The sequence below is a fragment of the Enterobacter cloacae complex sp. SHL018 genome (genome assembly GCF_049237905.1).
In the GTDB taxonomy this organism is placed as follows: Bacteria; Pseudomonadota; Gammaproteobacteria; order Enterobacterales; family Enterobacteriaceae; genus Enterobacter; species Enterobacter hormaechei_C.
Genome location: NZ_JBMKJE010000003.1, coordinates 194,158 through 218,447 on the forward strand (window position 1 = coordinate 194,158; position 24,290 = coordinate 218,447).

At 55.9% G+C, this 24,290-nt stretch carries 23 protein-coding genes and 1 pseudogene; 6 read left to right on the forward strand and 18 right to left on the reverse strand.

What is annotated here, in order from left to right; all coding sequences use genetic code 11:
* The first annotated feature begins 3 nt into the window (after positions 1-3).
* Together ACOTY5_RS14035 and ACOTY5_RS14040 are read left to right on the forward strand one after the other, a co-directional pair.
* Positions 4-801: a PTS mannose/fructose/sorbose/N-acetylgalactosamine transporter subunit IIC gene (locus ACOTY5_RS14035; RefSeq protein WP_015572638.1), complete on the forward strand. Its 798-nt coding sequence runs from the start codon at positions 4-6 to the stop codon at positions 799-801.
* Complete coding sequence (locus ACOTY5_RS14040) at positions 801-1,619, forward strand: PTS system mannose/fructose/sorbose family transporter subunit IID (protein ID WP_015572637.1); 819 nt, start codon at positions 801-803, stop codon at positions 1,617-1,619. Before ACOTY5_RS14035 ends, ACOTY5_RS14040 begins: the two co-directional genes overlap by 1 nt.
* Positions 1,620-1,646: 27 nt before the next feature.
* Here the strand turns inward: ACOTY5_RS14040 and ACOTY5_RS14045 are convergent, their stop codons facing one another.
* The 8 genes and pseudogenes from ACOTY5_RS14045 to ACOTY5_RS14080 all read right to left on the reverse strand — a co-directional run.
* Positions 1,647-2,417, reverse strand: coding sequence for a glucose-6-phosphate isomerase family protein (locus ACOTY5_RS14045; RefSeq protein WP_045141627.1), 771 nt, complete (start codon positions 2,415-2,417; stop codon positions 1,647-1,649).
* The gene (locus ACOTY5_RS14050; RefSeq protein ID WP_017383813.1) at positions 2,410-2,964 is read right to left on the reverse strand and encodes a glucose-6-phosphate isomerase family protein; all 555 of its coding nucleotides are present in this window, start codon (positions 2,962-2,964) and stop codon (positions 2,410-2,412) included. The genes ACOTY5_RS14045 and ACOTY5_RS14050 overlap by 8 nt, the downstream gene beginning before the upstream one ends.
* A 156-nt stretch (positions 2,965-3,120) precedes the next feature.
* Positions 3,121-4,071 (reverse strand): 4-hydroxy-3-methylbut-2-enyl diphosphate reductase, encoded by a 951-nt coding sequence (gene ispH, locus ACOTY5_RS14055; protein ID WP_017383814.1) that lies wholly within the window; start codon positions 4,069-4,071, stop codon positions 3,121-3,123.
* Between the two features lies 1 nt (position 4,072).
* The gene (gene fkpB, locus ACOTY5_RS14060; RefSeq protein WP_015572634.1) at positions 4,073-4,522 is read right to left on the reverse strand and encodes an FKBP-type peptidyl-prolyl cis-trans isomerase; all 450 of its coding nucleotides are present in this window, start codon (positions 4,520-4,522) and stop codon (positions 4,073-4,075) included.
* A 116-nt stretch (positions 4,523-4,638) separates the two neighbouring features.
* A complete protein-coding gene (lspA, locus tag ACOTY5_RS14065; RefSeq protein WP_003856452.1) occupies positions 4,639-5,139 on the reverse strand; it encodes a signal peptidase II in 501 nt (166 codons plus the stop codon).
* Complete coding sequence (gene ileS, locus ACOTY5_RS14070; RefSeq protein ID WP_017383815.1) at positions 5,139-7,955, reverse strand: isoleucine--tRNA ligase; 2,817 nt, start codon at positions 7,953-7,955, stop codon at positions 5,139-5,141. The genes lspA and ileS overlap by 1 nt, the downstream gene beginning before the upstream one ends.
* Positions 7,956-8,000: 45 nt before the next feature.
* Complete coding sequence (ribF, locus tag ACOTY5_RS14075) at positions 8,001-8,927, reverse strand: bifunctional riboflavin kinase/FAD synthetase (protein WP_003856456.1); 927 nt, start codon at positions 8,925-8,927, stop codon at positions 8,001-8,003.
* A 7-nt stretch (positions 8,928-8,934) separates the two neighbouring features.
* A pseudogene (locus tag ACOTY5_RS14080) lies at positions 8,935-9,140 on the reverse strand (DUF2575 domain-containing protein); the annotation flags it as partial.
* 115 nt (positions 9,141-9,255) lie between these two features.
* On the opposite strand from ACOTY5_RS14080, the gene rpsT reads away from it, so the two are divergent.
* Positions 9,256-9,519 (forward strand): 30S ribosomal protein S20, encoded by a 264-nt coding sequence (rpsT, locus tag ACOTY5_RS14085; RefSeq protein ID WP_003856458.1) that lies wholly within the window; start codon positions 9,256-9,258, stop codon positions 9,517-9,519.
* A 58-nt stretch (positions 9,520-9,577) separates the two neighbouring features.
* Here the strand turns inward: rpsT and nhaR are convergent, their stop codons facing one another.
* From nhaR to dnaK, 4 genes are all read right to left on the reverse strand, one after another.
* Positions 9,578-10,477 (reverse strand): transcriptional activator NhaR, encoded by a 900-nt coding sequence (gene nhaR / locus ACOTY5_RS14090; protein ID WP_003856462.1) that lies wholly within the window; start codon positions 10,475-10,477, stop codon positions 9,578-9,580.
* 58 nt (positions 10,478-10,535) lie between these two features.
* Positions 10,536-11,711 carry a Na+/H+ antiporter NhaA gene (nhaA, locus tag ACOTY5_RS14095; protein ID WP_017383817.1) on the reverse strand — a complete coding sequence of 392 codons (1,176 nt, stop codon included), beginning with the start codon at positions 11,709-11,711 and terminating at the stop codon, positions 10,536-10,538.
* A gap of 172 nt (positions 11,712-11,883) precedes the next feature.
* On the reverse strand, positions 11,884-13,029 hold the full coding sequence (gene dnaJ, locus ACOTY5_RS14100) for a molecular chaperone DnaJ (protein WP_014830600.1): 1,146 nt from the start codon (positions 13,027-13,029) through the stop codon (positions 11,884-11,886).
* An 87-nt stretch (positions 13,030-13,116) separates the two neighbouring features.
* Positions 13,117-15,030 (reverse strand): molecular chaperone DnaK, encoded by a 1,914-nt coding sequence (gene dnaK / locus ACOTY5_RS14105; RefSeq protein WP_006810169.1) that lies wholly within the window; start codon positions 15,028-15,030, stop codon positions 13,117-13,119.
* A 296-nt stretch (positions 15,031-15,326) separates the two neighbouring features.
* Between dnaK and satP the strand changes: the two genes are divergently transcribed.
* Positions 15,327-15,893, forward strand: coding sequence for an acetate uptake transporter (gene satP, locus ACOTY5_RS14110; RefSeq protein ID WP_421631942.1), 567 nt, complete (start codon positions 15,327-15,329; stop codon positions 15,891-15,893).
* Here the strand turns inward: satP and ACOTY5_RS14115 are convergent.
* The 3 genes from ACOTY5_RS14115 to tal form a co-directional block, all read right to left on the reverse strand.
* Complete coding sequence (locus ACOTY5_RS14115) at positions 15,870-17,192, reverse strand: MFS transporter (RefSeq protein WP_045141628.1); 1,323 nt, start codon at positions 17,190-17,192, stop codon at positions 15,870-15,872. The two genes, satP and ACOTY5_RS14115, sit on opposite strands and share 24 nt — an antisense overlap.
* 122 nt (positions 17,193-17,314) lie before the next feature.
* Positions 17,315-17,902: a molybdopterin adenylyltransferase gene (mog, locus tag ACOTY5_RS14120; protein ID WP_017383820.1), complete on the reverse strand. Its 588-nt coding sequence runs from the start codon at positions 17,900-17,902 to the stop codon at positions 17,315-17,317.
* 110 nt (positions 17,903-18,012) lie between these two features.
* Positions 18,013-18,966 (reverse strand): transaldolase, encoded by a 954-nt coding sequence (tal, locus tag ACOTY5_RS14125; RefSeq protein ID WP_003856481.1) that lies wholly within the window; start codon positions 18,964-18,966, stop codon positions 18,013-18,015.
* A gap of 262 nt (positions 18,967-19,228) precedes the next feature.
* On the opposite strand from tal, the gene ACOTY5_RS14130 reads away from it, so the two are divergent.
* Together ACOTY5_RS14130 and yaaA are read left to right on the forward strand one after the other, a co-directional pair.
* Positions 19,229-20,662, forward strand: coding sequence for an alanine/glycine:cation symporter family protein (locus ACOTY5_RS14130; RefSeq protein ID WP_017383821.1), 1,434 nt, complete (start codon positions 19,229-19,231; stop codon positions 20,660-20,662).
* A 66-nt stretch (positions 20,663-20,728) separates the two neighbouring features.
* Entirely contained in the window at positions 20,729-21,502 is a 774-nt protein-coding gene (gene yaaA / locus ACOTY5_RS14135) for a peroxide stress protein YaaA (protein WP_015572628.1), read from the forward strand.
* Between the two features lie 32 nt (positions 21,503-21,534).
* Here the strand turns inward: yaaA and ACOTY5_RS14140 are convergent, their stop codons facing one another.
* From ACOTY5_RS14140 to thrB, 3 genes are all read right to left on the reverse strand, one after another.
* Entirely contained in the window at positions 21,535-21,822 is a 288-nt protein-coding gene (locus ACOTY5_RS14140) for a DUF2502 domain-containing protein (protein ID WP_015572627.1), read from the reverse strand.
* A gap of 248 nt (positions 21,823-22,070) precedes the next feature.
* Entirely contained in the window at positions 22,071-23,357 is a 1,287-nt protein-coding gene (gene thrC / locus ACOTY5_RS14145) for a threonine synthase (protein WP_015572626.1), read from the reverse strand.
* Between the two features lie 3 nt (positions 23,358-23,360).
* A complete protein-coding gene (gene thrB / locus ACOTY5_RS14150) occupies positions 23,361-24,290 on the reverse strand; it encodes a homoserine kinase (protein WP_022650380.1) in 930 nt (309 codons plus the stop codon).

Consider the following 24,290-nt stretch of genomic DNA (forward strand, 5'->3'; position numbering starts at 1 on the left):
ATCATGATTATCGAAGCGGCTTTAATTGGCCTGCTGTGTTATCTGGGCGCACTCAGTAGTCCGTGGCTTTTAGGGCTGACGGGCGGCTGGTATCTCATCTCCCGACCGCTCATTTCCGGGATGCTGGTTGGCCTGATCCTGGGCGATATCAAAACCGGGATTATGATTGGCGTAGCGGTGCAGGCGGTGTATATCGCAATGGTGACACCCGGCGGCTCGATGCCAGCAGATTTAAACTTTGTGGCTTATCCGGCCATTGCGCTGGGAATACTTTCCGGCAAAGGACCTGAGGTTGCCGTCGCGCTGGCGGCGACTATTGGGATCGCCGGAACCATTCTCTTCAATGCGATGATGGTGCTGAACTCCTTCTGGAACCATCGTGCGGATGTGGCGCTGGAGAACGGCGACGAGCGCGGGATCTACCTCAACAGCGCCATCTGGCCGCAGGCGATGAATTTTGTGCTGCGCTTTGTGCCTACCTTTATCGCCGTCTTTTTTGGCGCACAGTACATTAGCGGGTTTATGGACAGCCTGCCGCACATCGTCCTCTCCACCATGAATGTGCTGGGCGGCATCTTGCCCGCCGTCGGTATTGCCATCCTGCTTAAGCAGATCATCAAAAGCTATACCATGCTCATCTACTTTCTGGTGGGCTTCGTTTGCATCGTTTTCCTGAAACTCAATATGGTCGCGCTGGTGATCGTGGGCGCCCTGCTGGCACTGATTCATTACAACTATAAACCCGAGGCACCGCAGGCCGTGGCTTCAGCACCTGTCCCTGACGACGAGGATGAATTCTGATGGAAGAACGTAAACTCACCCGCAAGGATCTGCGCCGCTGCTGGCGAGCGTGGATGATGCACAACCTCTCCTCAATGAGCTTTGAACGCCTTGAATCCTTCGGCTTTTGCCTGAGCATGCTGCCGGTCGCAAAAAAGCTCTATCCCGACCCGGTACAACGTACCGAGATGCTGCGCCGTCACGCGTCGTTCTACAACACGGAGCCACAGATTGGCGCGATCGTTAACGGTATGGCGCTGGGGCTGGAGGAGAAAAAAGCCAACGGCGAGCCGATTGACGGTGAAACCATAAATACCCTGAAGGTAGGCCTGATGGGGCCAATTGCCGGGATCGGCGATTCGATGATCCCCGGCATGCTGATCCCGATCCTGCTTAGCATTGGGATGGCGCTGGCGGCAGGCGGAAATATCCTCGGTCCACTGTTTTATACCGTTGCCTGGCTGGCCATCATTATCCCTGGCTCCTGGTTCCTGTTTCTCAAAGGCTACCAGATGGGATCAGGCTCCGTGGAGATGCTGGTCAGCAGCAAATCTACCCGGCTACGGGAAGCTCTCTCGCTACTGGGCGTATTTGTCATGGGCGGCGTGGCGGCCAGCTACGTGAAGCTCGGCACCGGGCTGGAGTTCATCACCCGGGACGGGGTTAACATTCACGTTCAGCAGATGCTGGACGGTATTTTCCCGCAGCTGCTTCCGCTGGCGGTGGTGCTGGGGACTTGGTATCTGATGGCAAAACGCGGCGTGTCGCCGGTAAAAGCCATGATATTGCTGCTTATACTGGCAGCGCTTGGCGTGGCGTCCGGTTTGTTTGCAGGATAAGAAAACCGGGGCAATGCCCCGGCTTCTTTATGGATGGAAGTTATTCCACAGTTCTGCGACTTTATCCGGACGCGAAATAAACTGGAACCGTGCGGGGTCATCAATAAACTGCTGATAAACAGGCGCATCAGTAATGCCGAATTCCGGATAACTTCTCGGCGTAATCATCTGCAAGCGCCCAGGTCTGTAGTGACAGTTATGCTGCCAGACAATATGATTACCCTGAACTAAGGGATACCAGGCCAGACCTTTTCGTGCACGAACGGCCTCATACTCAAAGCCATATTCCCGATCGCACCACGCACCAAACGTCAGCGGCTCATTGGGCGAGGCCGAAATCGTCGCATGGCCCCATCCGGGAGGGACCAGTACCTTTTCACCCGGCCCCGCGAGTACCGCAAAACAACGTCCCGGATCGTCGTCCACATACTCCTGCATGTAGATAATCGCTTTACCCTGCCAGATTTCGTACAGCTCAGGGGGCGACCATCCGCTGTGCTGGCTAATACGGTGAACATGTCCCTGGCTGCGGACCGGCTCATCGCCAAGCGTGCCTGCCGCGTAGGTGACCACACCAAAAAGCAGCATGCGTTTTTCGAGCTCCGGCCTGTCCGCCAGACGCGCCACGTCCATCGCGATGGCATACACCTGTTCAGGCCCTTCGCAGTCCGGATTGCGCAGCGACGGGCGGATCTGATCCAGCGTTCTGATCTCCGGCATCGGCCCGGTAACATCCTCTCCGTAGCAAAAACCGAGCGGCTGACGGTTGATGGTCATATCAAGGCCATAGTTAGCCATGGCGCACCTCGTAACCTTCCCCGGAGGCAAAGATCCGCAGGGTGAAGCCCTCTGCCAGCGCCGCATAGTCGTGTCCCGCAATGCTCGGCCAGACGGCAAGGGAGGATAGCGTCTCGTTGCCAGTGTTAATCAAACGATGCGCTGTAAAAGGAGGAATAATATGCACGGAGCCAGCCGTCACCTGCTCAAGCCGCGCGTCGCCCGCCTCCGTTTGCAGCAGCAACAAGCCACATCCGCGCAGGCCAAAATAGACCTCGCCCTGTTCGCGGCGCTGATGAAAATGACCGCGAGTCATAAAGAACTCATCGCCCACGTTACCCGCACGCAGGTGAGTTACCCCAACGAAGAGTGCCCCTTCCCCTACGGGCGAGCCCAGTACGTCTACGTCATACACACTTTTTTGAGGATTGCCGCACTTCCACGCCTCGCCGTCTGCGAAGATCCCAGGAAGATCCGCAAGACGAGTCGTTTTGCGGATAAGCGGCCCGCCGGCTAGCGCGCCGGTAGCCCACGTCAACTGAGGTGGCAAAAAGATGTCTGAATTCATATCGCTCTCCGGCCCGAGGAGAACAGCAATATCATGATGGCAGATTAAACGATTAACCTAGTGATAAAAGCGTCAATATTGATGGTGAATCACAGTTAACCAGAAACAAAAATGCCGGAGGCTTTCGCCACCGGCATTTTGAAGATTGAGAGGACATTATTCCACTTCGCGGGCGTCGATTCGCAGCTCTTTCGGCACTTCGAAGACAATGTTCTCTTCACGGCCTTCCAGCGGCACCGCTTCGCCACCGCCCAGCTCTTGCAGGCGGGCAATGACGTTTTGCACCAGGATATCCGGCGCTGAAGCGCCTGCGGTAACACCGACGCAGGCCGCGTTTTTCACCCACGCTTCCTGAATGTCCGTTGCGTCGTCGATCAGAAAAGCTGCTTTCCCCATACGCTGCGCCAGTTCGGCCAGTCGGTTGGAGTTAGAGGAGTTTTTCGAGCCGACCACCAGCACCACATCCGCCTGTTCAGCCAGGGCGCGTACGGCTTCCTGACGGTTGGTGGTTGCATAGCAGATATCATCTTTGCGCGGCCCGACGATTTTCGGGAAGCGCTGGCGCAGGGCGTCAATCACGTCTGAGGTGTCGTCTACGGAAAGCGTCGTCTGGGTCATAAACGACAGACGGGCTTCGTTTTTCACGTCCAGCGTAAAGACATCTTCCGGTGATTCGACCAGGTACATGCCCCCTTCCGGGTTGCTGTACTGGCCCATGGTGCCTTCAACTTCCGGGTGACCGGCGTGACCAATCAGAATTGACTCTTCACCACGACGGCTGGCGCGCGCCACTTCCATATGCACTTTTGTCACTAACGGACAGGTGGCATCGAATACGGTCAGATCGCGGCTTTTCGCCTCGTTGCGTACCGCCTGAGAGACGCCGTGCGCGGAGAAGATGAGGATTGCGCCGTCCGGCACTTCGCTGATCTGCTCGATAAAAATCGCACCGCGCTCGCGCAGGCTGTCGACCACGTAACGGTTGTGCACCACTTCGTGACGCACGTAAATCGGCGCGCCGTAAATCTCCAGCGCGTTTTCAACAATGCTGATAGCGCGGTCTACACCGGCGCAGAAGCCGCGCGGGTTAGCCAACAGGATCTGCATTTTACTCCTCCAGTGCCGGATCGATCTCCAGCACTTCGACATCAAAATGAACGGTACGCCCGGCAAGCGGATGGTTGAAATCGACGGTGATAGAATCGCCGTTGATTTCTCGGATCACGCCAGGCATTTCGCTGCCGTCCATAGCGGTAAAGAGCATAATCGCCCCGATTTCTGGTTCACCCGCATCCATAAACTCACGACGCGAGAAATACTGGATCAGGTCCGGGCTTGGCACGCCAAATGCCGCATCCGGCTCCAGCGAAAACGCTTTTTTCTCGCCCTCTTTCAGACCCAGAAGCTGCTGCTCAAGGCCTTCAGACAGGGAGGTGTCACCCAGACGAAACAGCGCTGGTTTGCCATTGTTGCGGGTGGATTCGGCCGTGGAGCCGTCATCCAGCTTCAGCGTGAAATGAACGAGAACCGCGCTGTTGCTCTGTACGGATTTAGACATGCAAATTGCTCGCTTGTTTTGGGTCACCTGTTGCCCGGTGGCGCTACGCTTACCGGGCCTACGGGGGCCACAAATTCTGTAGGCCGGGATCGCTACGCGTCACCCGGCTGGTTTTGTTACGCCTGCTCTTTCGCGGCCGGTTTAGGCAAGAAGCCTTCCAGCACGATTAACGCCGCACCAACGCATATTGCGCTATCGGCGAGGTTAAAGGTCGCGAAGTGCCAGTCGCCAACGTAGAAGTCGATCATATCGACCACAAAGCCGTGCCACAGGCGGTCAAACAGGTTACCCAGCGCGCCGCCAATGATCAGCGCGTAGGCGATATTATTCAGCTTTTGCGTGGCCTTTGAGCGGTACATCAGCACCGCCAGCACGACGCAGATACCGATAGCGATACCCGCGAAGAACCAGCGCTGCCAGCCACCGCTGTCGGCAAGGAAACTAAACGCCGCACCATAGTTGCGGGCATAGTGCAGGTTAAGCGACGGAAACAGCGGGACCGTATCCCCCAGAGCGAAATTCTGGAGGATCAGGAACTTGCTGCCCAAATCAATAATCAGCACCACCACCACCAGCCACAGCCAGCGCAGTCCTGTTGAACAGAGAGTTTTACTCATCAGGCAAACTTACGTTTTTCGCCGTCACCGGCGACGTTGCTTACACAGCGTCCGCAGATGTCTGCGTGTTCCGCCACCTGACCGACATCAGTGGTGTAATGCCAGCAACGCGGGCATTTTTCACCGTCGGCTTTGCTCAGTGCGACCTTCAGTCCTTTGAGCAGTTCACTCTGCTGAGCATCAGCAGTAGCTTCGGCATAATCCGCAACTTTCGCACCGGAGGTCAACAGGACAAATCGTAATTCATCGCCCAGCGCGGTCAGTTTGGCCGCCAGCTCCGGTTCGGCGTACAGGGTCACGGTCGCTTCCAGCGAACCACCGACTTTCTTGTCAGCGCGCGCCTGCTCGATAACCTTATTCACTTCGCCACGCACTTTCAGCAGCTCGTCCCAGTAGGCATCGTTCATTGCTTCAGTGCTGGAGAGGTCGAACAGACCTTCGTACCACTCGCCGGTGAAGACATACTTCTCGCGTTCGCCCGGCAGGTAACCCCAGATTTCATCCGCGGTGAAGGACATGATCGGCGCCATCCAGCGTACCAGCGCCTCTGCGATGTGGAACAGCGCAGTCTGGCAGCTACGACGCGCCACGCTGTCCGCTTTCGCGGTGTACTGGCGGTCTTTGATGATGTCGAGGTAGAACGAGCCCATCTCGATGGAGCAGAAGCGCATCAGGCGCTGCACCACTTCGTGGAAGTCGTAAGACTCATAGGCTTTAAGAATATCTTCCTGCGCCGCTTTCGCGCAGCCTACCGCCCAGCGATCGAGCACAACCATCTCTTCCGGCTTCACCATGTCTTTCACCGGATCGAACCCGTTCAGGTTCGCCAGCAGGAAGCGCGCGGTGTTACGAATACGACGATAGCTGTCAGCAGCACGTTTCAGGATCTCATCAGAGACCGCCATTTCGCCGGTGTAGTCGGTAGAGGCCACCCACAGACGCAGAATGTCCGCGCCCAGTTTGTTCATCACGTCCTGCGGAGAAACGGTGTTACCGATAGATTTGGACATCTTACGGCCCTGACCATCCACGGTGAAGCCGTGGGTCAATACCTGGCGGTAAGGTGCTTTACCCTTCATGGCGGTGGAGATCATCAGCGATGACATGAACCAGCCGCGGTGTTGGTCAGACCCTTCCAGATACATATCGGCAGCGTGACCAGCAAACTCCGGACGCACGTCAACCACGGAGGAGTGGGTAGACCCGGAGTCGAACCACACGTCCAGGGTATCCGGCACTTTCTCGTAGCTGTCTGCGTCAGCGCCCAGGATGTCGCGGGCGTCGAGATCCCACCACGCCTGAATGCCGTCAACTTCGACGCGCTTCGCCACTTCTTCCATCAGTTCCAGCGTGTTCGGGTGCAGCTCCTGCGTCTCTTTATGTACGAACAGAGACATCGGCACGCCCCAGGTGCGCTGACGGGAGATACACCAGTCAGGACGGTTAGCCACCATGGATTCGATTCGCGCCTGGCCCCAGTCAGGGATCCACTGCACGCCTTTGATCTCTTTCAGAGACTGCGCGCGCAGGCCTTTCTGGTCCATGCTGATAAACCACTGCGGGGTTGCACGGAAGATGATCGGGGTCTTGTGACGCCAGCAGCACGGATAGCTGTGCTGCATTTTCTCAACGTGCAGCAGCGCGCCGCTGGTGCGCAGCATGTCAACGATGATGTCGTTAGCTTTAAAGACGTTGATGCCGTCCAGCGCCGGGTACGTGCCTGGCAGGTAAGAGCCGTCCGGACCAACCGGGTTAGCGATTTCCAGACCATATTTCAGGCTGATGTTGTAGTCGTCAGGACCGTGGCCACCGGCGGTATGCACCGCACCGGTACCCGCGTCCAGCGTGACGTGGTCGCCCAGAATCGCCGGAACGTCGAAGTCAAGGAACGGGTGTTTGAAGCGCATCAGTTCCAGCGCGTCGCCTTTTACGGTGCCCAGCACGGTGTAATCGGTGATGTTCGCGCGTTTCAGCACGCTTTCGACCAGGTCTTTCGCCAGGATAACCGCACGGCCATCAATCTGCACCAGCGCATACTCAAACTCGCCAGAAAGGGAGATCGCGCGGTTAGCAGGCAGCGTCCACGGGGTGGTGGTCCAGATCACCAGAGAGATCGGGCCGCTTACACCAGGCAGACCAAATTTAGCTTTGATCGCATCCTGATCGACCGCTTCGAAGGCCACGTCGATAGAAGGCGAGGTTTTGTCGTAATACTCCACTTCCGCTTCTGCCAGCGCAGAGCGGCAGTCGACGCACCAGTGCACCGGCTTCGCGCCTTTGTGCAGGTGACCGTTGCCGATGATTTTACCCAGCGCTCGGATGATGTTGGCTTCGGTTTTGAAGTCCATGGTCAGGTACGGATGCGACCAGTCACCCAGCACGCCCAGACGGATGAAGTCAGCGCGCTGACCGTCAACCTGGGTGGCAGCGTATTCGCGGCATTTCGCGCGGAATTCTGCGGCGGTGAACTTCTCACCCGGCTTACCGTACTCTTGCTCAACTTTCAGCTCGATTGGCAGACCATGGCAGTCCCAGCCCGGAACGTAAGGCGAGTCATATCCCGCGAGTCCTTTGGACTTCACGATAATGTCTTTCAGAATCTTGTTTACAGAGTGACCAATATGAATGCTGCCATTCGCATATGGAGGGCCATCATGCAGAATGAAGGTTTTTTTGCCTTTTTTGGCTGCACGAATGATGCCGTACAGGTCATCATCGGTCCAACGCGCCAGCATTCCCGGTTCACGCTTGGCGAGATCGCCGCGCATCGGGAACCCTGTTTCCGGCAAATTCAGGGTTGATTTATAGTCACTCATCAGATTCTCGGTTCCGTATTTATCACGTAGGCAGTTAAGCCGGTTCTAAAGCCCAAAAAACTCGCGGGCCGTTAATTCATCTCGCGCGATTTGCGCTTTAAGTTCATCCAGCGAAGCGAATCGCTGTTCATTGCGTATTTTTTTACGCAGTATCACATCTATATGGCGACCGTAGAGGTCCATTACAACGTCCAGCAGGTGTACTTCTAACTGTTGACGCACACCGGCAACCGTTGGACGTGTGCCAATGTTGGCGACGCCGTAGAAAGGCTTCTCGCCCAGTCCTGCCACTTCCACCGCATAGACCCCTTTAACCGGGGAGACCTGACGACGCAGCGGTATATTCGCCGTCGGGAAACCTATCGTGCGGCCCAGCGCATCGCCATGGACCACGCGACCTGAAATTGTGAACGGGTGACCCAGCAGCGTTTCTGCCGTGTCCAGTTCATCGTTCGCCAGCGCCTGACGTACCGCCGTGCTGCTGACGCGCACGCCGCCCTCACAGAAGGTCATCGTGCTGGTGACGTCAAACCCGTACTCCAGGCCAGCCTTCTGTAATAACAAGAAATCGCCCTGACGACCAGCGCCAAAGCGGAAATCATCGCCCACGGCGAGAAACTGCACGCCAAGCTGCCTGACCAACAGGTCGCTGACAAAATTTTGTGCGGTCAGCGCGGCAAAACGACGGTCGAACCTTACGCACAGGACGTAGTCCACCCCTGACTCCGCCAGGTAGCGTAACTTCTCACGCAGACGCGTCAGCCGCGCGGGGGATTTCTCGCCTGCAAACAGCTCCAGCGGCTGAGGCTCGAAAATCATCACCACGACGGGCAGGCCTCGCGCCTCGCCTTCTTTACGCAATCCCTGCAACAGCGCCTGATGCCCACGATGCACGCCGTCGAAATTACCAATGGTCAGCACGCACCCGTGCGGGGCTTGACTGAGATTATGTATGCCGCGTATCAGCTTCATGACTGGCTCAAAACAGTGAAAATCGCCAAAGTATACCTTGTACAACGGTTAAGGTTAACCGGCGATTGTTCACGCTAAACAGAAAGCCGTATGATTTCATCACGCTGACCTTTCGCAGCAAAAAAATCTGCCCGCGAACTGCGATTTTTACGCCGAAAAGCTGTATTCACGAACGACAAGCTGGTAGAATCCTGCGCCATCACTACGTAACGTAGCGTCGCCACATTAACGGCGCTTATTTGCACAAATCCATTGACAAAAGAAGGTATAGAGGGCATATTCCTCGGCCTTTGAATTGTCCACATAGATCATATTTGGGAGTTGGACCTTGGCTAATATCAAATCAGCTAAGAAACGTGCCGTTCAGTCTGAAAAGGCTCGTAAGCACAATGCAAGCCGTCGCTCTATGATGCGTACTTTCATCAAGAAAGTATACGCAGCTATCGAAGCTGGCGACAAAGCTGCAGCGCAGAACGCATTTAACGAAATGCAACCAATCGTGGATCGTCAGGCTGCTAAAGGTCTGATCCACAAAAACAAAGCAGCGCGTCATAAAGCAAACCTGACCGCGCAGATCAACAAACTGGCTTAATCGCCACTTGTTGTTGCTTGTTTGAAAGAACCCGCTTAACGCGGGTTTTTTTATGTCTTCAGATTGCCGGCGGCGTAAAAAGCGCCGAATAGTCGCGATTGCAGATTCGCTGCACCGCCGGGTGCTGAATCATCCTTTCGGCGAATATGGCGTGATACTCTTCCATCACGTTATCCACCCTGCCGATCTCGGTTATTTTGTCGTCTGAATAGAGATCGTGCGCGTACAGCGTCGGAGCAACGAAGATAGCGTTATGCGCTTCGCCAAAGGCTTTCATCAGCGCCGCATCGTCGAACTCACCGAGAATTTCTACGTTCAGCCCCTGCGAGTTAAACCAGTTCAGCAGCTTCCGTCCGAGCATGGACCTCCGACCCGGCACCAGCAAGCGGCGCTCTTCCAGGCAGGCAGGAAACGGTTTTTCCGGTGGCGGATTGATGCACCAGAAACTGACGCCGCATTCGCCAATTTTCACCGAGAACAAGCCTTCCTGCTGCGTGGAATCGATAGGGCAATCCGAAATAATCATATCCAGCTTATGCTGGCTCAGCTGTTCCAGCAGCATCTCGTGAGTGGACTCAAAGCAGCGTAAATGGATCTGTTCATCTTCCACCACCGCCGCATCCAGCACGCCACTCACCAGCCGTTTGGACAGCGCATCCGCCACCCCCACGTCAAAAAGCAGGTTAGACTCTTTGCGGTAGTTGACGATATCCAGCATCTCCTGGCTCAGGGTGAACATCTTGTCCGCATAGCGGAATACCAGTTCACCCAGCTCGCTCGGCTCAATGCCACGCCCTTTCCGCTTAAAAAGCTTTCCCTGCAAGCGCTCTTCCAGGGCTTTGATTTGCCCGGTGATAGTCTGTGGCGTCAGGTAGAGCGCCTCTGCGGCACCCACGACCGAGCCCTGCTTGTAGACATGCCAGAAGTAATAGAGATGGTTATAGTTCAAATGAGACATCACGTTTTCACTCCCTGATAGTTTATCGGGAGAAGGCTTCCCTTCTCCCGGTTTCCTGTTATGCCTGGACAGCCTGTCCGGACAATTTCACCTTCAACAAGGTATAACCAATGACTGCGGCCAGTAATGACCCGATGAGAATGCCGAGTTTTGCCCAGACGATAAGCTCAGGCGCGTTTGCGCCAAACGCCAGCGTCGAGATAAAGATCGACATGGTGAATCCAATACCGCACAGCACGCCGACGGCCATAATCTGGCTAAAGGTGGTCCCGTTTGGCAATGACGCCAGCTTCAGCTTCAGCGCCAGCCAGCAGAACAGGCTGATACCCAGCGGCTTACCGATAAACAGACCGGCGATGATACCCAGCGGCAGCACGGAGGTGAGTCCGTCCAGAGTAACCCCGGCCAGGGAAACTCCCGCGTTGGCAAACGCAAACAGCGGCAGGATCATAAAGCCCACCCACGGATGAAGCACATGCTCCAGCTGTCTGGCTGGCGATTTGCCGTCCTGCTCCTTCAGCGGAATAAAGAAGCCAACGATGACGCCCGCCAGCGTGGCATGCACGCCAGACTTCAGCACCGCCGTCCACAGCACCATGCCCACCAGAATATAAATACCCGTACGTCGGACGTTGAAGACGTTCAGCAAGGCCAGCACCACAATAGCCACGGCCGCCACGCTCAGCGACAGAACCGACAGATCGCTGGTGTAGAACAGCGCGATAATCACGATAGCGCCCAGATCATCGATAATCGCCAGCGCCATCAGGAAAATTTTCAGTGCTACCGGGACGCGGCTACCGAGCAAGGCTAAGACCCCGAGCGCAAACGCGATATCCGTTGCAGCCGGGATCGCCCAGCCGTCACGCGCAACCGGATCCTGCCACGCAAACGCGAGAAAGAGCAACGCCGGAACGATCATCCCGCCAATCGCCGCGATCACCGGAAACGCCGCGCGCTGACGGCTGGCAAGCGAACCGATCACCAGCTCACGTTTAACCTCCAGACCCACCAGCAGGAAGAACACCGCCATCAGCGCATCGTTGATCCACAGCAGCATGTTCTTGTTAATTTCCAGCGCCCCGACTTTCAGCTCGACGGGCGTTTCCAGAAATGCGTGATAGAGATCGCGCGTCATGCCCATATTGGCGAGCAGCATAGCGGCCGCAGCAGCAATAATCAGGATGACGCCGCCGGATGCCTCACTGCTAAAGAAACGGTGTAGTAATTTCACGTTTAAACTCTCTTTTACAACAATACCTCGTTAAAACCATAATATCAGCGCAAACAGATCGGTAAAAACAGATTAATATTGGGTATATATTCAGTTTAACCGAGGAATAACGCTATAAACAAAAAGCCCGGAATTGCTTCCGGGCTTTAAAGGATAGTAACCAGCTAGCGGGTTAGCGGGTTAAATCGTCGAAGAATTTTTTGACGCCATCGAAGAAGCTTTTGGAGCGCGGACTGTTTTTCTCACCCGTCGGGCCACCAAAACTCTCCTGAAGCTCTTTCAGCAGCTGTTTCTGCTTATCGTTCAGGCCGACCGGCGTTTCCACGACCACGCGGCATAACAGGTCACCCTGCGCGCCACCGCGAACGGATTTAACGCCTTTGCCGCGCATGCGGAACAGCTTCCCGGTCTGGGTTTCGCCGGGGATTTTCAGGTTAACGCGACCGTCCAGCGTCGGCACTTCGATTTCGCCACCCAGCGCCGCCATCGCAAAGTTGATCGGCACTTCACAGTACAGGTTGTTACCTTCACGCTCGAAGATGGCGTGCTGCTTCACCTGAACCTGAACGTACAGATCGCCTGCCGGTGCGCCGTGCTCGCCGGCTTCACCCTCACCTGCCAGACGGATGCGGTCGCCCGTATCCACGCCTGCCGGGATCTTAACGGACAGCGTTTTGGTTTTCTCCACGCGACCGTGACCGTGGCATTTGGTGCACGGATCTTTAATCAGCGTACCGCGACCATGACAGTGCGGACAGGCCTGCTGCACCGCGAAGAAGCCCTGGCGCATCTGCACCTGACCGGAACCGTGACAGGTTGGGCAGGTCTGTGGCTGAGTCCCCGCTTTCGCGCCGCTGCCGTGGCAAACGTCACACTCTTCCAGCGTCGGAATACGGATCTCTTTGGTGACGCCGCGAACCGCTTCTTCAAGCGTCAGCTCCATGTTGTAGCGCAGGTCTGCGCCGCGCGCCGCGCGCTGACGACCACGTCCGCCGCCGAAGATATCGCCAAATACATCACCAAAGATATCGCTGAAATCAGCGCCGCCGCCGAAGCCGCCGCCACCAAATCCACCGCCGCCCATGCCGCCCTGTTCAAAGGCCGCGTGACCGTACTGATCATAGGCCGCACGTTTTTGTGCATCGGTCAGGACTTCGTAGGCTTCTTTAATCTCTTTAAATTTGGCTTCAGCCTCTTTGTCACCCTGATTACGGTCAGGGTGGAATTTCATGGCCAGGCGCTTATACGCCTTTTTGATTTCACGCTCTTCCGCAGTTTTCGGAACGCCTAAAATCTCGTAATAGTCTTGCTTTGCCATTGGTTTTTTTAAGCCCCTTAACATGCGAGCACGGGCGTGGAGAATTCTCCTACGCCCGTGCCGATTACTTACCCTGCATCAGGGCGATTATTTTTTGTCTTTCACTTCTTCGAACTCAGCGTCGACAACATCGTCGTCTTTCGCGTTGTTCTGGGAAGCATCAGCGCCCGCCTGCTGCTGTGCGTGCTGCTGCTGAGCGATTTCCATCAGCTTCTGAGAAACCTGTGCCAGCTCCTGCATCTTCGCTTCGATGTCCGCTTTGTCTTCGCCTTTCAGAGACGTTTCCAGCGCGCTCAGTGCAGTTTCGATCGCAGTTTTGTCTTCCGCTGGCAGTTTATCGCCCGCTTCTTCAACCTGCTTACGGGTGCTGTGCAGCAGATGGTCACCCTGGTTACGGGTCTGAACCAGCTCTTCGAACTTACGGTCGGATTCCGCGTTAGCTTCGGCATCACGAACCATTTTTTCGATTTCCGCTTCGTTCAGGCCAGAAGATGCCTTGATGGTAATCTTCTGCTCTTTACCGCTATTTTTGTCTTTCGCAGACACATGCAGGATACCGTCAGCATCGATGTCGAAGGTGACTTCGATCTGTGGCATGCCGCGTGGTGCCGGGTTAATACCGTCCAGGTTGAACTGACCCAGAGATTTGTTATCCGCCGCGCGCTTACGCTCACCCTGAATCACATGGATGGTTACCGCAGACTGGTTGTCTTCAGCGGTAGAGAACACCTGGCTGTGTTTCGTCGGGATAGTGGTGTTTTTGTTGATGAGCGGAGTCATCACGCCACCCATGGTTTCGATACCCAGAGACAGCGGGGTAACGTCCAGCAGCAGTACGTCTTTTACTTCACCCGTCAGAACACCACCCTGAACCGCAGCACCGATAGCAACCGCTTCGTCCGGGTTCACGTCTTTACGTGGCTCTTTACCAAAGAATTCAGCCACTTTCTTCTGAACCATTGGCATACGAGTCTGACCACCTACCAGGATAACGTCCTGAATGTCAGACACGGACAGGCCAGCGTCCTGCAATGCAACTTTCAGTGGCTCGATAGAACGGTTCACCAGGTCTTCTACCAGGCTTTCCAGTTTCGCACGGGTCACTTTGATGTTCATGTGTTTTGGACCGGTCGCGTCTGCGGTGATGTACGGCAGGTTCACGTCGGTCTGCTGAGCGGAAGACAGCTCGATCTTCGCTTTCTCAGCGGCTTCTTTCAGTCGCTGCATGGCCAGCGGGTCGTTACGCAGGTCAATGCCCTGATCTTTCTTGAACTCGTCAACGAGGTAGTTGATCAGACGGGTATCGAAGTCTTCACCACCCAGGTGGGTATCACCATTGGTTGCCAGAACTTCGAAGGTTTTTTCGCCGTCAACGTCGTCGATTTCGATAATAGAGATATCGAAGGTACCACCACCCAGGTCGTAAACCGCGATAGTACGGTTGCCAACTTCTTTATCCAGACCGTAAGCCAGTGCTGCTGCGGTTGGTTCGTTGATGATACGTTTTACTTCCAGACCTGCGATACGGCCAGCATCTTTGGTTGCCTGACGCTGAGCATCGTTGAAGTAAGCAGGTACGGTGATAACAGCTTCAGTTACCGGCTCACCCAGGTAATCTTCCGCGGTTTTCTTCATTTTCTTCAGCACTTCAGCAGAGATCTGCGGAGGTGCCGTTTTGGTGCCTTTCACATCAAGCCATGCATCGCCGTTATCGGCTGCGATGATTTTGTAAGGCATGATGGAAACGTCACGCTGAACTTCTTCGTCCTGGAAGCGGCGGCCAATCAGGCGTTTGATCGCAAACAGGGTGTTTTGCGGGTTTGTCACGGCCTGACGTTTAGCCGGCTGACCAACCAGAGTTTCACCATCCTGGGTATAAGCAATGATAGAAGGCGTGGTGCGATCGCCCTCGGCGTTCTCCAGCACACGTGCAGTAGTGCCATCCATAATCGCTACACAAGAGTTGGTAGTACCCAGGTCGATACCAATAATTTTACCCATCTAAACGTCTCCACTAAAAATTCAGTCAACATGTGGTTGTGTACCTGTAATAAGGGCAGAACGTGCTTTTTCAACTGCCCAGATTTGATTTTTTTCAGGTCCACACACTGCGGTTGCTTACAAGATGGGGTCACAACAGCATCCATCAAGGGGGAAGGATAAAAAATTTTTTAATTTCACCCCGGTGAGATCATAGACGGCGTCGATGCCGCCCATTATGATGCCGCGCCCCGTCAGGTAGAACTGGCGCGGGTTTAACCATTTCACCATATTAATGATGATTTTTTTGAGGACTTATGGGCAACACTAAGTTGGCTAATCCGGCTCCGCTGGGCCTGATGGGTTTTGGCATGACCACCATTCTGCTGAACCTGCACAATATCGGGATGTTCCCGATGGACGGCATTATCCTGGCGATGGGCATTTTTTACGGCGGTATCGCACAGATCTTTGCGGGCCTGCTGGAATATAAGAAAGGCAACACCTTCGGCTTAACCGCCTTTACCTCTTACGGTTCCTTCTGGCTGACTCTGGTCGCAATTCTGCTGATGCCTAAAATGGGCCTGGCAGAGGCGGCAAACGCCCATTTCCTGGGCGTGTACCTGGGACTGTGGGGCGTGTTCACCCTGTTCATGTTCTTCGGTACCCTTAAGGCGAACCGCGCACTGCAATTCGTCTTCCTGAGCCTGACCGTACTGTTCGCTCTGCTGGCCATCGGTCACCTGGCGGATAACGAAGGCATCGTTCACATTGCCGGCTGGGTAGGTCTGGTTTGCGGCGCAAGCGCAATCTACCTGGCCATGGGTGAAGTGCTGAACGAGCAGTTCGACCGCACCATTCTACCGATTGGTGAAAAACACTGATCCCTCTGTCGTGCCCGCGTCGCGGGCACGACGTCCCTCTGACTGGCGAAGCCACACCCCCAAAACCAGTCCCATCAGCGATAACGCCAGCACGTACCACGAAGGTGCAAGGGGTGACACCCCCATCAACACCGTCACCACAATCGGGGTCAGCCCACCGAAAATGGCATACGAGACATTATAAGAGAAAGAGATCCCAGTGAAGCGTACCTCCGGCGGGAAGGCGCGGACCATTACGTACGGTACGGCGCCAACGACGCCCACGCACAGCCCGACGACACCGTACAGCAGGAACAGCTGTTCAGGATGGGTGCCCGCAAGATGATAAAATGCCCAGCTCGACGCGGCCAGAAGCAAACTGCCGACAATAAAGGTCGCGCTTGCGCCGAAACGATCCGCCGCCAGCCCGGCGGCCAGACAACCAAAGCAGAGCATAATTGTCGCGATACTGTTCGCCTGTAACGTCACGGCAGGCGCAAAACCGTACTGTTTTTGCAGCCAGACCGGCGACATCAAAATGACCACCACGATCCCCGCAGACAGCAGCCAGGTCAGAAGCATCGACACCATTACCGCTTTTTTATGCCGCACTACTACGGTTTTCACCGGCAGTTCTTGCGCCAGCGCCTTCCGCTGCTGCATTTCCAGAAATATTGGCGTCTCTTGCAACCAGCGTCGCAGGTACATTGCCACCAGCCCAAACGCCCCGCCCAGCAGGAACGGTATACGCCAGCCCCAGTCGTGAACGGCCTGTTGCGTCATGCTGGTATTGATGATGGTTGCAACCACGGAGCCAAGCAGGATCCCGATCGTCAGCCCTGCGGTCAGCGTTCCGCACGCAATGCCGATGCGGCGCACCGGGACGTGCTCAGCGACAAACACCCAGGCGCCCGGCACTTCCCCGCCGATGGCCGCGCCCTGGAGAATACGCATCAGCAGCAGCAATAACGGGGCGATAATGCCCATCGACTCATAGGTAGGCAAAAGCCCAATCGCCAGCGTCGGCACGGCCATAAGCAGGATGCTGAGGGTAAACATCTTCTTGCGCCCGACCAGATCGCCAAAGTGCGCCATGACAATGCCGCCCAGCGGACGCGCCAGATAGCCGGCAGCGAAAATGCCGAAGGTTTGTACCTGACGCAGCCATTCCGGAATATCCGCCGGGAAAAACAGCGCCCCCACAACGGCGGCGAAGAAGACAAAGATGATGAAGTCGTAAAACTCCAGCGCGCCGCCCAGGGCAGCGAGCGTGAGGGTTTTGTAGTCCTGTCGATTCAGAGGTCGGGTGTTATGTGACATAGCGAACCATTGTGCATGTGTTGTGGATTATTTTTTACAGCAATCGTAAAGAAAAAATTACTATATCGTAAATCCATTTACACGCTACCGCGGCTGGCGCTAATGTCACATTTTAAAGAATTTCAGGAGATTGTTTCGCGGCGAGCGCTTTTAGGGCGAAATGCTGCTACCACATTGCCGTCAGTTTCCACATACGGACCGTCAAGCAGTTGTATACAATACGGTACACTTGCAAAGATACCGTGGACGATAACGCTGCCGTCCTCGGCTTTTACCCCTTCCAACGTTTCTTTTATCGACTTCGGCTGCCCCGGCAGGTTCAGGATCAGCGCCTGTTTGCGGATCACCCCGACCTGACGGGAAAGAATGGCCGTCGGGACAAAGTGTAGACTGATCTGGCGCATCTGCTCACCGAAGCCCGGCATTTCACGATCGGCGATAGCCAGCGTCGCGTCCGGCGTTACATCGCGGCGCGCGGGGCCGGTTCCGCCCGTCGTCAGCACCAGGTGGCAGCTCATCTCATCCACCAGTTCACACAGGGTTTGCTCGATGATCGGTTGCTCGTCCGGGATCAGGCGAGTCTGGATCTCAAACGGGGTAGTGAGCGCGCTGCCCAGCCACTCTTCCAGAGCAGGGATGCCTTTATCCTGATAAACACCGCTGGAGGCGCGGTCAGAAATCGACACTAAGCCGATGCGTAAGGTATTCATATCCATTCCATTCAAAAAGTACTGATTAAAGGGAATGATACACGCAGAGAGAAAATTCAGACAGAGGCGGGGGAAAGACGCGTGACCGGGAACCCGGTCACGCAGAATGATTACAGCAGGTCGCCGATCATTTTTTCCAGTTTTTCCTGGTCGATAGCAAACTTACGGATACCGTCCGCCAGTTTATCTACGGCCATTGGATCCTGGTTGTGCTGCCACAGGAACTCGGACTCGGTGATGCGCTCAGGGCGTGCTTTCACTTCGCCGGTGTAGGACAGTTTACGCTCGATAGCACCTTCGCTTTCTGCCAGCTCTTTCAGCAGCGCAGGAGCGATGGTCAGGCGGTCACAGCCAGCCAGCTCGATGATTTCGCCGACGTTACGGAAGCTTGCGCCCATAACAACGGTCTCATAGCCGTGCTGTTTGTAGTATTCGTAGATTTCAGTCACTGAAATCACGCCAGGATCTTCAGACGCCGCGTACTCTTTCTTGTCGGTGTTGGCTTTGTACCAGTCCAGAATACGGCCCACGAACGGAGAAATCAGGTATACGCCAGCTTCGGCACATGCACGCGCCTGCGCGAAGGAGAACAGCAGAGTCAGGTTACAGTTGATGCCTTCTTTTTCCAGCTGCTCAGCAGCGCGGATGCCCTGCCAGGTAGACGCCAGTTTGATCAGGATACGGTCATTGCTGATGCCCGCATCGTTGTACAGTTTGATCAGGCGTTTTGCTTTTGCGATAGACGCTTCGGTGTCGTAGGACAGGCGAGCATCAACTTCGGTAGAGATACGGCCAGGAACGAGCTTCAGGATTTCCAGACCGATGTTCACTGCCAGTTTGTCAGTAGCATCCACAACCTGCTGCGCGCGGTCATTGCTCTGTGCTTTTGCCCAGGTCACCGCCTCGTCGATCAGTTTGCGATACTCAGGGATCTGCGCGGCGTTAAGGATCAGAGAAGGGTTGGTTGTGGCATCCTGCGGCTGGTACAGCTTCATTGCCGCGATATCTCCGGTGTCAGCGACGACAGTGGTGAACTGACGAAGGGAGGTCAATTTATCCGTCATGATAGTGTTTCTCTTTTAACGTGCCCTGGATAATTCACACTACCGACAGCTTGCCAGCAGCGGAAAAATGACAGGTTTACTTGTTAGGGGGATGTAACCGGTCTGCCCTGATGATAACACGAGTGAGAGGCAGCGCAACCGCAGACAGTGCGCTTAGGCAGAGTATGATAAACTCAGAATATTAACAGGCTGCTAAGTAACAGCATGCACAATCAGTGGTAGCGCTTACATATTCACTTTGGCATCAACAAGAGGGACGTTAGTGCCTGATTTCTTTTTCTTTATCAACGAAGTCCTCTGGGGTTCGATCATGATATACCTGCTTTCAGGAGCAGGTATCTGGTTTACGTGGCGCAGCGGTCTGATTCAGTTTCGCTATATCCGCAAATTTGGCAGAAGTCTGAAAAACAGCGTCACCCCACAGCCGGGCGGCCTGACCTCGTTTCAGGCGCTCTGTACCAGCCTGGCCGCGCGCGTCGGCAGCGGTAACCTGGCCGGTGTCGCGCTGGCGATCGGCGCGGGCGGTCCGGGCGCGGTATTCTGGATGTGGGTGACGGCGATTATCGGTATGGCCACCTCCTTTGCTGAATGCTCGCTTGCGCAACTCTACAAAGAAAAAGACGGCAAAGGTCAGTTTCGCGGCGGTCCCGCCTGGTATATGGCTCGCGGGCTGGGAATGCGCTGGATGGGCGTTCTGTTCTCGATCTTTTTGCTGATTGCCTATGGCCTTATTTTCAATACCGTTCAGGCAAATTCCGTCGCCCACGCGCTGCGCTTTGCCTTCAATTGTCCGGAGTGGCTGACGGGCGGCGCGCTTGCCCTTCTCACCCTGCTGACCATTGTGACCGGGCTCAAAGGGGTTGCCCGCCTGATGCAGTGGCTGGTTCCGCTGATGGCGCTGCTGTGGGTGTCCACCAGCCTGATGGTATGCGCGATACATATCGACGAGGTGCCGAACGTCATCGTCACCATTTTCCAAAGCGCGTTCGGCTGGCGCGAAGCGGCTTCCGGCGCGCTGGGTTACACCCTTAGCCAGGCACTCACTGCGGGTTTTCAGCGGGGTATGTTCTCCAACGAAGCGGGAATGGGCTCCACGCCGAATGCCGCCGCAGCGGCCGCATCCTGGCCCCCACATCCCGCCGCGCAGGGCATTGTACAGATGATTGGCGTCTTCACAGACACCATTGTTATCTGCTCCGCCAGCGCGATGATAATGCTGCTGGCCGGTGCCGCTGAACAACCGTCCGGTAGTACGGCAGGCATTCATTGGGTACAACAGGCGCTGGTCTCCCTCGTCGGCGGCTGGGGCGCGGGCCTTGTCGCACTTGTCGTGGGACTTTTTGCCTTTAGTTCCATTGCGGTGAACTATATCTATGCCGAAAACAACCTTATCTTCCTGAAAGTTGACTCGCGTCTGGCCCGCAACATCCTTCGCGCGGGCGTGCTGGCGATGGTGTTTGTAGGTTGCCTGCTCAGCATGCCGATGATCTGGCAAATAGCGGACGTCATTATGGCGCTGATGGCCATCACGAACCTGACGGCCATTTTGCTGCTTTCACCGGTTGTGGCGCTGATCGCGCGCGATTATCTGCGTCAGCGCAAGCTCGGCGTACAGCCCGTCTTTGACGCCTCACGCTATCCCGAAATCGAGTCACAAATTGCCCCTGGCACCTGGGATGATTTGCCGCGGCAATAACAGCTATCGATCAATTCAGGGCGATTTTTTGTTAAAGTCGCTCTAAATTTCCTGCAAGGACTGGATATGCTGATTCTGATTTCACCTGCCAAAACGCTCGACTACCAGAGCCCGCTCGCCACTGAGCGTTATACCCAGCCGGAATTGCTGGACTACTCGCAACAGCTGATCCACGAGGCGCGTAAGCTTTCGGCTCCGCAAATCGCTTCGCTGATGAGCATCAGCGATAAACTCGCCGACCTGAATGCCACCCGTTTTCATGAGTGGCAGCCTGACTTCACGCCCGCCAACGCCCGCCAGGCGCTGTTGGCCTTCAAAGGTGACGTCTACACTGGCCTGCAAGCAGAAACGTTTAGCGAAGCCGATTTCGATTTTGCCCAGCTGCATCTGCGCATGTTATCCGGCCTGTACGGGGTGCTGCGACCGCTGGATCTGATGCAGCCGTATCGTCTGGAGATGGGTATCCGCCTGGAAAACGCTAAAGGTAAAGATCTGTACCAGTTCTGGGGCGATGTCATTACCGACAAGCTTAACGCGGCGCTGCAAGCCCAGGGGGACAACGTGGTGATCAACCTGGCCTCCGATGAGTACTTCAAATCGGTGAAACCGAAAAAGCTGGATGCGGACATTATCAAGCCGGTGTTCCTCGACGAGAAAAACGGCAAATTTAAAGTGATCAGCTTCTACGCCAAAAAAGCGCGCGGTCTGATGAGCCGCTTCATCATTCAAAACCGTCTGACGAAGCCAGAGCAGCTCACTGGCTTTAACAGTGAAGGGTATTTTTTCGACGAGGCATCGTCAGGAAAAAACGAGCTGGTGTTTAAGCGTCACGAGCAATAAAAAGACAACCCCGCCAGCTGGCGGGGTTTGTGTTAATGGTGCTTCCGGTCCGGGCCCGGGCGACGATCGTCATGACGGTGGTGATCGTCACGATCGCGATGTTCATCGTGCGGACGCCAGTGGTTATCGCGCCAGTCATAGTGCGCTTTCCACCAGTCATGGTCGCGCCAGCGGCCGCCATCCCAGTAGTGCCCGTTATTATCCCGATCGCCAATTTGCAGTTTTACCGCTGGCACGAGGGTGATCTCAGCTGCCTGCACCGCCATGGGAGCGACCAGCATCAGTGAAAGCGCGATAAGTGCAGGTTTCAGTGTAGACATAGGTGACTCCTTATTCTTCTTGCCCAACGTGGGCCGATGTAAGGAGAGTACGTGATGGGGACGGGGGATGTTATTCTCTGCAATCCTAAACGCTAAGTGACCGCATTTATTGGGAATTTCTGCTTTTTTCCTGCTGTTTTTCTCCTTAATTTCTTCACAAAAAAGCCGGGTGGCGCTGCGCTTACCCGGCCTACGATGAGTTCGCCGTTGTAGGCCCGGTAAGGCGAAGCCGCCACCGGGCAGCACAATCACGCTCGGGTCATCATCAGCTTACGCAGCGCGGCAAAGTCTGCGGGCAGCTCATGAGACAGCAGCGGCAGGTCGGCGCGATCGGCCAGCTCTTTTGGCAGCGGCAGCGTTTCCCCCAGGATCGCTTCCACGCTCTCTTTGAACTTGGCCGGATGGGCGGTGCCGAGGAACAGGCCATACTCACCCGGTTGAAGCTGATCGCGCAGGGCACGATAGGCAATCGCCGCGTGCGGCTCAGAGGTATAGCCCACCGCTTTCAGCTCGCGCATGGTGGCTTTAGTGGTTTCGTCCGTCACCGCTGCGTAACCCAGATCGCCCAGACGCCAGACCTTACGGCGGAACAGCTCTTCCACACGCGGCCAGTTGTTAGGCTGTGACACATCCATCGCATTGGAGAGCGTGGCCTGAGTCGCGTTCGGCGCCCATTTTCCGTCCTTCAGGAAACGCGGCACGGTGTCGTTGGCGTTGGTGGCGGCGATAAAGCGCTTCACCGGCAGGCCGAGTGATTTCGCCAGCAGGCCTGCCGTCAGGTCGCCGAAGTTCCCACTTGGCACGGAAACCACCAGCTGATTGCGCGCGTCCTGCGGCAGCTGCGCCACCGCTTCGAAGTAGTAGCAGATCTGCGCCAGCAGACGGCTGATGTTGATGGAGTTGGCAGAGTTCAGCCCCAGCGCCGCCTTCAGCTCTTCGTCATCGAAGGCCTGCTTCACTAGCGCCTGACAGGCATCGAAATCGCCGTCGATCGCCACGGTTTCAATGTTGCCCCCAAGGGTGCAGAACAGTTTTTCCTGAAGCGGGCTGATTTTGCCTTTCGGATAGAGGATCACCACGCGGACGTTTTTCAGGCCGTAGAACGCATGGGCCACCGCCGCTCCGGTATCGCCTGAAGTCGCGGTAAGAATGGTCACCGGTTTGTCGCCGCTAATGTGGGTCAGCATCTGCGCCATAAAGCGACCGCCGAAATCTTTGAACGCCAGCGTCGGGCCGTGGAACAGCTCCAGACAACCAACGTCAGGCTCCACCTGCTTCACCGGCGCCGGGAAAGCAAACGCCGCACGCACGCGCTCTTCGAGCAGCTCCTGCGGGATTTCGTCGCCGATAAAGGCAGACAGAATTTTGGTGCTGCGGGTGACAAAGTCCTGCTTCAGCAGCTCATCGATTTCGGTCAGCTGAAATTCCGGCAGGTCGTGGGGGAAGAACAGCCCCTGATTTTTGCCAAGCCCCTGCGTTACCGCCTGCGCGAAGCTGACCTGCTCGTTATGATCTTTAAGGTTGTAGAGTTTCATTCGTTATCCCAGTACTCGTGCGCCAGCCGTGTCCAGACGGCAAATATGAACAAAGCCTTCCTGATTTTGCAGGTAGTGTTTAGAGAGCCAGTCCGCCACGCGCTGCGCGGTGTCTGGCTTGTCGCATAAGGCGAACAGCGTCGGGCCGGAGCCGGAGATGCCGCACGCCTGTGCGCCGATATCCATGGATGCCTGTCGCGCTTCGTTAAAGCCCGGCAGCAGCTTCGTGCGATACGGCTCGGCAATGACGTCTTTCATCAGTTTCGCCGCCAGCTGCGGCTGACGGGTGTAGCAGGCGTGAATAAAGCCCGCCAGATGACGCCCGTGGGCGATACAGTCCTGACGACGATACTGCGCCGGCAGGATCGCACGCGCTTCGGCGGTAGACACTTTAATGCCCGGATAGGCCAGCACCCACAGCCACTCATCAAACCCTGGCACCTGCTGGCTGATGATGCCATTTTCTTCAATCATCAGCTGCATGCCGCCAAGGAAGCACGGCGCCACGTTATCATAATGAATGCTGCCGGAGATGCGCCCTTCCAGCTCGCCCATCAGCGCCAGCAGACGGCTGTTGTTCAGCGGCTTGCCGCAATGCTCATTCATCGCCACCAGCGCGGCGACCACCGAGCAGGCGCTCGAGCCCAGCCCCGAACCAATCGGCATGCTCTTTTCCAGCGTCATGGCGACCGGCACGTTTTTGCCGATCTCCTGACAGAAGCGTTCCCAGCACTGATAAACGATATTCTCGCGCGGTTCAGACGGCAGCTTACTGGCGAAGCGGCCGATGTTATTCAGACTGAAGCGCTCTGCCGCCTCAACCGTAACCGTATCGCCCAGCAGCGAACCGTCCACCGGCGTGACCGCCGCGCCCAGCACGTCAAATCCGACGCTCATATTGGCGCTGGAAGCCGGGGCATATACTTTAACCAT